Annotated in this window: 1 pseudogene; it reads right to left on the bottom strand. The window is 74.9% G+C overall.

What is annotated here, in order from left to right:
• Positions 1 to 215, bottom strand: a pseudogene (locus QWY28_RS24115) (PASTA domain-containing protein); the annotation flags it as partial.

Below are 215 nucleotides of genomic sequence, written 5' to 3'. Positions count from 1 at the left end.
GGCCGAGGTAGCCCGGGGCCTTCCGCGTGTCCACGTCGAAGCCGAGCGCCTCGAGCTCCTCGCGGGCCGCGTCGACGCCGGACGCACGCACGTGGGGGACCTCCACGAGCTCGGGCCCGCGCGAGACCACCAGCCCGACGGTGTCGCCCCGGAACAGCGTGCCGTCGACCGGGTCCTGGCTGATCACGTCACCCTCGGCGACGTCGTCGGAGTGC

Origin of the sequence: Nocardioides oceani, from assembly GCF_030412965.1 — a bacterium.
Taxonomy (GTDB): domain Bacteria; phylum Actinomycetota; class Actinomycetes; order Propionibacteriales; family Nocardioidaceae; genus Nocardioides; species Nocardioides oceani.
Note: the sequence above shows the minus strand (reverse complement) of the source record. Positions and strands in the feature narration are given on the sequence as shown.